Origin of the sequence: Microbacterium resistens NBRC 103078 (assembly GCF_001552355.1) — a bacterium.
In the GTDB taxonomy this organism is placed as follows: domain Bacteria; phylum Actinomycetota; class Actinomycetes; order Actinomycetales; family Microbacteriaceae; genus Microbacterium; species Microbacterium resistens.
On sequence record NZ_BCRA01000147.1, the window covers coordinates 1 to 9374 of the forward strand.

At 72.3% G+C, this 9374-nt stretch carries 7 protein-coding genes; 4 read left to right on the plus strand and 3 right to left on the minus strand.

Annotated elements, in window-relative coordinates; translation table 11 throughout:
- Positions 1 to 42 precede the first annotated feature (42 nt).
- From MR1_RS17570 to MR1_RS17580, 3 genes are all read right to left on the minus strand, one after another.
- On the minus strand, positions 43 to 969 hold the full coding sequence (locus MR1_RS17570; protein WP_067250057.1) for a carbohydrate ABC transporter permease: 927 nt from the start codon (positions 967 to 969) through the stop codon (positions 43 to 45).
- A 92-nt stretch (positions 970 to 1061) separates the two neighbouring features.
- Positions 1062 to 2387: an ABC transporter substrate-binding protein gene (locus tag MR1_RS17575; protein WP_067250060.1), complete on the minus strand. Its 1326-nt coding sequence runs from the start codon at positions 2385 to 2387 to the stop codon at positions 1062 to 1064.
- Between the two features lie 111 nt (positions 2388 to 2498).
- Complete coding sequence (locus tag MR1_RS17580; protein ID WP_067250063.1) at positions 2499 to 3596, minus strand: substrate-binding domain-containing protein; 1098 nt, start codon at positions 3594 to 3596, stop codon at positions 2499 to 2501.
- A gap of 129 nt (positions 3597 to 3725) precedes the next feature.
- Between MR1_RS17580 and MR1_RS17585 the strand changes: the two genes are divergently transcribed.
- From MR1_RS17585 to MR1_RS17600, 4 genes are all read left to right on the plus strand, one after another.
- Positions 3726 to 5582, plus strand: a complete 1857-nt coding sequence (locus MR1_RS17585) for a DUF2264 domain-containing protein (RefSeq protein ID WP_067250067.1) — start codon at positions 3726 to 3728, stop codon at positions 5580 to 5582.
- A 292-nt stretch (positions 5583 to 5874) separates the two neighbouring features.
- Positions 5875 to 7038 (plus strand): Gfo/Idh/MocA family protein, encoded by a 1164-nt coding sequence (locus MR1_RS17590; protein ID WP_067250070.1) that lies wholly within the window; start codon positions 5875 to 5877, stop codon positions 7036 to 7038.
- Between the two features lie 28 nt (positions 7039 to 7066).
- Positions 7067 to 8344, plus strand: coding sequence for a dihydrodipicolinate synthase family protein (locus MR1_RS17595; protein ID WP_067250073.1), 1278 nt, complete (start codon positions 7067 to 7069; stop codon positions 8342 to 8344).
- Positions 8341 to 9207 carry a sugar phosphate isomerase/epimerase family protein gene (locus MR1_RS17600; RefSeq protein WP_067250075.1) on the plus strand — a complete coding sequence of 289 codons (867 nt, stop codon included), beginning with the start codon at positions 8341 to 8343 and terminating at the stop codon, positions 9205 to 9207. The genes MR1_RS17595 and MR1_RS17600 overlap by 4 nt, the downstream gene beginning before the upstream one ends.
- Positions 9208 to 9374 lie beyond the last annotated feature (167 nt).

The following is a 9374-nucleotide window of genomic DNA, read 5'->3' on the forward strand; positions in this document are numbered from 1 at the left end:
GGCGCCGGAGGTCGGCGGCGGGCGGCGGGGCGGCGGTGAGGGTCATCGCGCCTCCTTCGAGCTGACGCGCGTGACGACCCAGGACAGGAGCCCGGCCAGCAGCGCGAGGACGATCGAGGCGGCGGCCGCCTGCGGGAGGTTGTGCCGGTTGAACGCCGCGTCGTAGGCCCACATGTTCGGCACCCAGGTGCTGGTGACCGAGGTCGTGGACTGCGCGATGATGTGCGGCTCGGTGAACATCTGGAGCGTGCCGATCACGGTGAACAGCAGCGTGACGCTGAAGGCGGGGAGCACCAGCGGGGCCTTGATCGAGAGGGCCGCGCGCAGCTCGCTCGCACCGTCCACGCGGGCGGCCTCGAGGATGTCGCGCGGCACCGCCTGCAACGCGGTGAAGAGGATGATCACGTTGTACCCGGTCCACTCCCACACCCCGATGTTGACGATCGAGGGGAGCACGACGTGCACGGAGAGGAAGTCGATCTGGATGCCGCCCGAGGCGAGCGCGCCGACGATCGGGCTCACGCCGGGCGTGTACAGGTACGCCCAGATCAGGGCGGCGATGACGCCGGGCACCGCGTGGGGGAGGAAGAGCAGCACCTGGAAGAGGCGCTTGGCGACGGTGACGACGGCGTCGAGGAGCAGCGCCAGCAGCAGAGCGGCGCCGAGCATGACCGGGATGTACATCAGGCAGTACAGGCCGAGGCGGCCGATCCCGGACAGGAAGCCCTCGTCCGTCATCACGTCGGCGTAGTTCCCGAGGCCCACGAACACCGTCTCGGCGCCGCCGAACCCGAGCCCGGAGCGCTTCTCGGCGAAGAAGCTGATCCCGATCGCGTAGGCGATGGGCGCGATCATGACGACGACGAAAAGGGTCAGGAACGGGGCGAGGAAGATCGCGGCGGTGCGTCCTCCGGTGCCGCGCAGCGGAGTGCGTCGGCGGCCCGCGCGGGGTGGGGCGGCGGTGGTCATGGGGTCTCCTCAGAGCAGCGGAAGCGGGGGACGTGGGGGAGCGGCAGCGGCCGGGCGGGCGGGCGGCTGCTTCCGCCCGCCCGCCCGGCGGGTCACTCCGTGACGTCGAGGCCGAGCCCGGTGAGACCGTCGACCGTCTTCTTCTGTGCGGTCGCGTACGCGTCGGCGAGGCTGCCCCCGGCGCCGACGGCGCTCATCGCGTCCTTGAGTGCGGTGTTCGTGATGTCGAAGTTGGGTCCCCACGCCCAGTCGTCCGACACTCGGGCGATGGCCTCGTCGTACACGCCGTACAGGTCGCCCGCGAAGTAGTCGGTCGGGAAGACGCCCTGCGCGACCTCGTTCAGGCCCGGGAAGGCGAGGTAGGCGCTGCCGACGTCGCCGCGGGCCTCGATGGCGGCGGGGTCCGTGGCGAGGAATTCGATGAAGGCCGCAGCGGCCGCCGGGTTGTCGGAGTTCTTCGTGATCGCGAAGCTCGTTCCTCCGTAGAAGGCGTTGGCGTCGTCGCCCCACGACGGCGGCGTCGCCGCGATCCACTTCCCGGCCTGGCCGTTCGCCTCGGTGCGGGACTTGATCCCGGCGGCGCTCCAGCTGGCGCCGAGGACCCCGGCGGTCACGCCGCCCGCCATGTCGGCGGTCCACTCGTCGCTGAACGAGGCTTCGACCTTCACCAGGTCGTCGTCGATGAGACCCTGCCAGTACTCCGCGACCTTCCGGCTCGCCTCGTCGTCGACGCCGACCTTCCAGGCGCCGTCCTCGACGTCGAACCAGTCGGCGCCGGCCTGCCAGGACAGGGCGGCCTGGACGGCGGGCTCGTTCGGGTTGAAGCTCGCCAGGTACTGTCCGGGGTTGGCCGCGCGCACCTTCTCCGCCGCGGCGCGGAACTCGTCCCAGGTCTTCGGGATGCTCACCCCGGCGGCGTCGAGCACGTCCTGCCGGTAGAACATCACCATCGGCGTGGCGTCGTACGGCAGCCCGTAGACGCGATCCTCGAAGGTGACGAGGTTGCGGACGCTCTCGGGATACTCGCCCAGGGTGTCCTTCGACACGTGCTCGTCGAGGGGGACGACGGCGCCGGTGCTGACGAACTGCGGAAGCTGCGGGTACTCGAAGCCGGCCACATCCGGGCCGTTCCCGGCGGAGATCGCCGTGGCGAGCTTGGCGTATCCGCCGCCTCCTCCGTTCGGGATCTCCTCGAAGGTGACCGTGATGTCGTCCTGGCGGGCGTTGAAGGCCTCGGTGACCTTGTCCATGCCGGGGATGGCGGACCAGAACGTGATCTCGCCGGTCGGCGTCCCCGCGTTCTCGGCGGGAGCGTCCGCGCTCGGGGCGGCGCTGCCGGATCCGGCAGCGCAGCCGGCGGCCAGGGCGCCCGTTGCGATCAGGGCGACGATCGGTGCGAGGGTGCGGCGCACGTGCATGGCTGATTCTCCTTTGAACAGGGCGGCCACGGGATCGGGCGAACGCGGGCCGGCGGAGTCAGGCAACCGCGACGGGGTGCACAATGCAAGCAGATCAGCGCAAAACGAACATTAACGAACATCCCGCGGCGGAACGGTGGAGTCCCGCTCGGTCAGCCGGGGGAGCATGGCCGTCCGGGTGACCGCACGCGGCGCGTCGGAGGAGTGCCGCAGGCGATCCATGCACATGCGCAGCGCCGTGTGCCCGAGGTCGTACTTCGGGGGAGCGACGGCGGTGAGCGGGACGCGGCCGAGCCCGGCGATCTCGTCGTCGTACGCGATGATCGACAGGTCCTCGGGCACGCGGATCCCGCGGTCGGCGGCGAGGTCCACGAGCGACACGGCGTCCACGTCGGTCAGGACGATCGCCGCCGTGGCCCCGTTCGCGAGGAGGGATTCGAGGAAGACGCCGAGCGCCTCGACGGAGGAGTCGTCCCCGGTCAGCGGGGTGGGCAGCACCGCGCGCAGGGCGTCGTCGGGGCCGTCGGCGCGCGAGGTCGCACGCGTGTAGCCGTCGATCAGCCAGGGGCTCGTCGGCGTCTCCCTCGCGGCCAGGGCGATGCGCTCGTGGCCGAGCTCCGCGAGACGGCGGACGGCGAGCTCGGCGCCGTAGGCATGATCCGTGCGCACGCTCTCGACGCGGCCGCCCGTTCGCTCCTCGACCGCCCGCTCCACGACGACGACCGGCAGCGGCGCCTCGGTGAGCACCTCGTGCAGTCGCGTGCCCTCGATGCGGACCCGGCTCGGCGTGATCATCAGCGCGTCCACTCCGCCGGCGATCAGGCGCTCGGCCTGGCGCAGCTCTTCGCGCTCCGAGTAGTTGGTGGTGCCCAGGACCAGGCGGCAGTGGAGCTCTCGGGCGGCGTCGCGGGCACCGCGGATCACCTCGGGGTAGTAGTAGCTCGCGGACGGCGTGATCATCCCGATGGTGGCGACGGGGCGTCTCGGTGCTCGCGAGGAGGCCTGCGCGGGGTCGCGTTGCGCGGCGACGGCCAGCGACACCGCACCGCCGTGAACGCGCACGAGGAGCCCCTGACGCTCGAGCTCGTCGAGGTCCCGCCGCAGCGTCATGCTCGAGACGCCGATGCGCTCGGCGAACCGCGCGGCCTGCAGGGTGCCGCGCAGCTCGAGCTCACGGAGGATGGCGTCGTGGCGACCGTGGGCGAGCATCGGGCCTCCCGGATGTTCGGAACTGTTCGGTTCGTGCGACCGAACGCGGACTCACCCTACACTGGCCGTGTCGTCGGCCCGACGGCACCCGTCAGTGGGGCGGGGTCCGGCCGGCCGCGAAGGAGCCCGATGATCGACGAGGATCTCACCCGTGACGGCTGGCTCGACGCCGCCGACCGACTGCTCGGGGCCCTGGCGCCGTTCCGGCTCGACTCGGGAGCCGGGATCCGCCTCCCCGGACGCCCGAGCTGGTCGGGAGCGCGCTCGGACCTCCTCGAGGGATATGCGCGCAGCTTCCTTCTCCTGGCGTTCCGGGTCGCCGGTGCCGGCGGGGCCGATCCCGACGATCTGCTGCCTCGCTACCGCGAGGGGCTGATCGCGGGGACGGACCCGGACCACGAGGACCGCTGGATCCCGATCGTCGATCGCGGCCAAGCCCTCGTCGAGGCCGCGTCGATCGCCCTCGGGCTCCACCTCACGCGGCCGTGGCTGTGGGACACCCTCTCGGCGACGGAGCGCCGACGGGTCGCCGAGTGGATGGCTCCCTCCGCCCACGTCGCGACCGCGGACAACAACTGGGTCCTCTTCCCGGTCGTGATCCAGGAGTTCCTGGCCGGGGCGGGCTTCCCCGCCGATCCGGACGTGATCCGCGGAGGCTTCGCCCGCATCGACGGCTGGTATGAGGGCGACGGGTGGTACCGCGACGGCGACGGGCAGAACTTCGATTACTACAACGCGTGGGCGATGCATCTGTACCCGCTGCTGTGGACGCGCATGGCCGCCGAGCGGGTGCCCTCCCTCGCGACCGAGGTCCGCGAGCGGTCCGAGGAGCGCCTCGCGGCGTTCCTGCCCGCGCATGTCCGCTTCTTCGGCGCGGACGGGACGCCGGTGTTCCAGGGGCGCTCGCTGTCCTACCGCTTCGCCGCGCTCGCGCCGCTCTGGCTGGGCGAGCTCCACGGCGTCTCGCCGCTGTCCCCCGGGCAGACGCGACGGCTGACCTCCCGCGTGCTGCGGCGTTTCGTCGACGGCGGGGCGCTGGACGACGCCGGCGTGCTCGCCTCCGGGTGGCTCGGCGCGTTCCCGCCGATGATCCAGGAGTACTCCGGGCCCGCGTCCCCGTACTGGGCGAGCAAGGGCTTCGTGGGACTGCTCCTGCCCGCCGACTCCCCGGTGTGGTCCGCCCCGGGGGAGGCGTCGCCGGTGGAGCGCTCCGATGCGGAGCGGATCCTCGCCGGGCCGGGCTGGCTGCTGTCGACCACGGCATCCGACGGGATCGTGCGCCTGGTGAACCACGGCAGCGACCACTATCCGCTGAGCGGCACCGACGCGCCGCTCTACGATCGGCTCGGCTACTCGTCCGCCACGGCGCCGAGCTTCGAGGCGGACCCGGTCGACCAGCACCTCGCGATCGTGGACGCGCAGGGGCGCGGCTCCCGGCGCGGCCTCATCGAGAGGATCCCGGACGCCGTGCCGGGGACCCTCGCGAGCCGTCACGTCGCGACCGTCCCTCCGGACGATCCGTCGGGGGAGCCGGTGGTCGTCGGGCGGATCGCGACGGCGTCCCTCGTCCACGGCCCGTTCGCGGCGCACCTGCACGTCGTCGAGGCCGAGCCCGGCCGGGGGATCCGCGCCGGGGGCTTCGCGGTGGTCGGCGCCGGTGACGACGTCGCGGCGGGGAGCGGTCGGTCCGAGGTCGTCGGCGGCGGACTCCGCTCCGGGATCGCGGATCTTGGCGGCGGCGCGACGGCCGGGGTCCACCGCGCCCGCGGGGCGAGTCCGTACGGCGGCGAGGCGGTCGTCCCGGTGCTGGAGACGACCGCGGCGTCGGCGCGCACGGTGATGGTCGTCGCGACCTGGCTCACCGGCCCGGGCGCCGACGCGCCGGAACCGCCGGAGCTCCTCGGGCTCGTGGATGACGAGCGGGGTGTCCGGGCGGTGCTCCGTTTCGACGACGGCGCGGAGTGCGAGCTGCGCCTCCCCGCGTAGCGCCCGCCCTCCCGCGCTGCCGCCGCGGGGGGAAACGAACAGAACCGAACATCCGTCGCGCTCGTGCTCCGCCCCCACGTCGAGTGGTCAGTTTTTGTGGGTTGAAAGGCCGTGAACCCGCAGAAACTGACCACTCGACAAGGGGGAGGCGGGAGGGGGAGGAGGTGGCGTGCGAGGCAGTGGGGCGCGGGAACGGTTGCGCCGGGTGCGCGCGCGTGTCAGGATGACGGGAAAGCGCTTACCCGTCACGGAGCGAGCGCACGACTTCGACGGCACGAGAGAACGGATCACCATGTCACAGGCGACGACCCGCGAGATCGGCATCATCATGAACGGCGTCTCCGGACGCATGGGCTATCGGCAGCACCTGGTGCGCTCGATCCTCGCGATCCGCGACCAGGGCGGCATCGAGCTGCCCGACGGGTCGAGGGTCACCGTGAAGCCGATCCTCGTCGGGCGCCACGAGGCCAAGCTCGCCGAGCTCGCCGCCGCGCACGGCATCGAGGACTGCACCACGGATCTGGACGCGGCACTGGCCGACCCCCGCTGGGAGATCTACGCGGACTTCCTCGTGACGAAGGCCCGCGCGTCGGCCATCCGCAAGGCCATCGCGGCCGGCAAGGCCGTCTACACCGAGAAGCCCACGGCCGAGAGCCTGGACGAGGCGATGGAGCTCGCCCGCCTCGCCGACGCGGCGGGGATCAAGACCGGCGTCGTCCACGACAAGCTCTACCTGCCGGGACTGCAGAAGCTGAAGCGCCTCGTCGACTCGGGCTTCTTCGGACGGATCCTGTCCGTCCGCGGCGAGTTCGGGTACTGGGTCTTCGAGGGCGACTGGCAGCCCGCGCAGCGTCCGAGCTGGAACTACCGCGCCGAGGACGGCGGAGGGATCATCAGCGACATGTTCCCGCACTGGAACTACGTGCTGGAGAACCTGTTCGGCGAGGTGAGGAGCGTGTACGCGCAGGCCGCCACCCACATCCCCGAGCGGTGGGACGAGAACGGCGAGAAGTACACCGCCACGGCCGAGGACGCCGCATACGGCATCTTCGAGCTGGAGGGCGGGATCATCGCCGAGATCAACTCCAGCTGGACCGTACGGGTGAACCGCGACGAGCTCGTCGAGTTCCAGGTCGACGGCACGCACGGCTCGGCCGTCGTCGGCCTGTTCGGCGCCAAGATCCAGCACCGCAACGCCACGCCCAAGCCCGTGTGGAACCCCGATCTCGCCGACGACCACGACTACGGCGCCGACTGGGCCGAGGTCCCGGTCAACGACGTGTTCCTCAACGGCTTCCGCCAGCAGTGGGAGGAGTTCCTCGTCTCCTACGTCGAGGGCACCGACTACCCGTTCGACCTGCTCGCCGGTGCGCGGGGCGTCCAGCTCGCCGAGGCGGGCCTGGCCTCCAGCGCCGAGGGGCGCAAGGTCGCTCTGCCCGCCCTCGCCCTGGGCTGACCGGGTCGAACCCGAGGAGGAGGAGCCGATGACGACGATCCGACTGCTGTCCGCGACCGGCGAGGTCACGGACGCGCCGCTCGCCGAGGCCGGGGCCTACGCCCGCCCGACGCAGCCGCTCGCGAGCCGTGTGGCGTACGCCGCCGCGCACGTGGTGCCGAAGGTCCACGCCGACAACACCCCCGGCCGGCCCGCCGACATCGACTGGGACGCCACGCTGGCGTTCCGTCGCAACGTCTACTCCTGGGGCCTCGGCGTCGCCGACGCGATGGACACCGCCCAGCGCAACATGGGCCTGGACGCCGCCGCGACACGGGAGCTCATCGCCCGAAGCGCCGAGGTCGCGCGGGAGGAAGGGGGATCCGTCGTCGTCGGCGTGAACACCGACCATGTCGAGGATCCGCACATCCCGCTCGACCGGGTGATCGACGCCTACGTCGCGCAGCTCCACTTCGCCGAGGAGCAGGGCGCAGGACCCGTGCTCATGGCGTCGCGGCACCTCGCGCGCGCCGCCGAGAGCGCCGAGGACTACGTCCGCGTGTACGACGCGGTGCTGTCCCGCGCGACGACGCCGGTCGTGCTGCACTGGCTGGGCACCGCGTTCGACCCCGAGCTCGCCGGGTACTTCGGCGCGGCGGACTGGCAGACCGCGTCGCGGACGCTGCTCGAGATCATCGGCGGCCACCCGGGCACCGTCTCGGGCGTCAAGATGAGCCTGCTCGACGCCGAATCGGAGGTCTCGGTGCGTGAGCGCCTGCCGGAGGGCGTCCGCATGTTCACCGGCGACGACTTCAACTACGTCGGTCTCATCGGCGGCGATGCGGTGGAGGAGGGGCGCGCGGCGCGGGAGGCGGATCGTGCCGCGGGGGCGGACGGCGTTTCGTCTCGCTCCGCTCGCTCAACGACCGGAGGCGGCTCGACGACCGGAGGCGGACACTCCGATGCGCTGCTCGGGGCGTTCGCCGCGATCACCCCCGTCGCCTCGGCCGCCATCCAGGCGCTCGACGCGGGCGACCCCGCGCGCTACCGGGAGATCCTCGGGCCGACCGAGGCGCTCAGTCGGCAGATCTTCGCCGCGCCGACCTTCTACTACAAGACGGGCGTCGCCTTCCTCTCCTGGCTGAACGGGCACCAGCCCGCGTTCCAGATGGTCGGAGGCCTGCACTCCGCCCGCAGCCTCCCGCACCTCAGCCGGATCGTCGAGCTCGCCAACGACGCGCTGGCGCTGGAGGATCCGGGGTTCGCCCGCGAGCGCTGGCACGGGATGCTGCGGCTCAACGGCATCGAGGCCGGGGCGGACGCATGACCGGGGTCGACCCGCGCCTGTCGATCAACCAGGCGACGATCAAGGCCGCCGATCTCGCCACCGCGCTGCGGGTCACGGCGGAGGCCGGGGTGACGGGGATCGGCCTGTGGCGCGAGCCGGTGAACGAGGTCGGTCTCGACACCGCCGCCCGGATGCTCGCGGACTCCGGTCTGCGCTTCACGACGCACTGCCGAGGCGGATTCTTCACACTGCCGGACGGTCCCGAACGGATCGCGGCCCTCGACGACAACCGGCGGGCGATCGAGGAGACCGCCGTTCTCGCGGCCGCCGGCGCCGAGGGATCCACGGCGGTGCTCGTCCTCGTGGCGGGCGGCCTGCCGGAGGGCTCGAGGGATCTGGCCGGGGCGAGGGAACGGGTGCGCGACGCGATCGGCGTGCTCGCGCCGGAGGCGCGCGCCGCCGGGGTGACGCTCGCGATCGAGCCGCTGCACCCGATGTTCGGATCCGACCGCTGCGTGGTGTCCACACTCGGTCAGGCGCTCGACCTCGCCGCCGACTTCGACGCCGACGTGGTCGGCGCCGCCGTCGACACGTTCCACATCTGGTGGGATCCGCAGGTGCTCGATCAGATCGCGCGGGCCGGGCGCGAGGGGCGCATCGCGACCTATCAGGTGTGCGACTGGAGGACGCCGCTCCCGGCCGACGTGCTGCTCTCCCGGCACTACCCGGGGGATGGGATCATCGACTTCGCGACGCTCACCCGCGCCGTGGTCGACACCGGATACGACCGCGACATCGAAGTCGAGATCTTCAACGCCGACATCTGGGCGACCGAGCCCGCCGAGGTCGTCCGGCGCACCGCGGAGGCCTTCGCGCGCGTCGTGTCCCCCCACCTCCCGTGAGCGCGGTCGCGGATCCGGGGCACTCCCGTGCAGGGCGCGGCTCTGGGAGGGTGGAGGGATGAGGATCCGTCCGGGGCTGTGCTCGGTGACCTTCCGCGACCGGGAGCCCGCCCGGATCGCCGCGCTCGCGGCGGAGGCGGGGCTCGCGGCCGTCGAGTGGGGCGGGG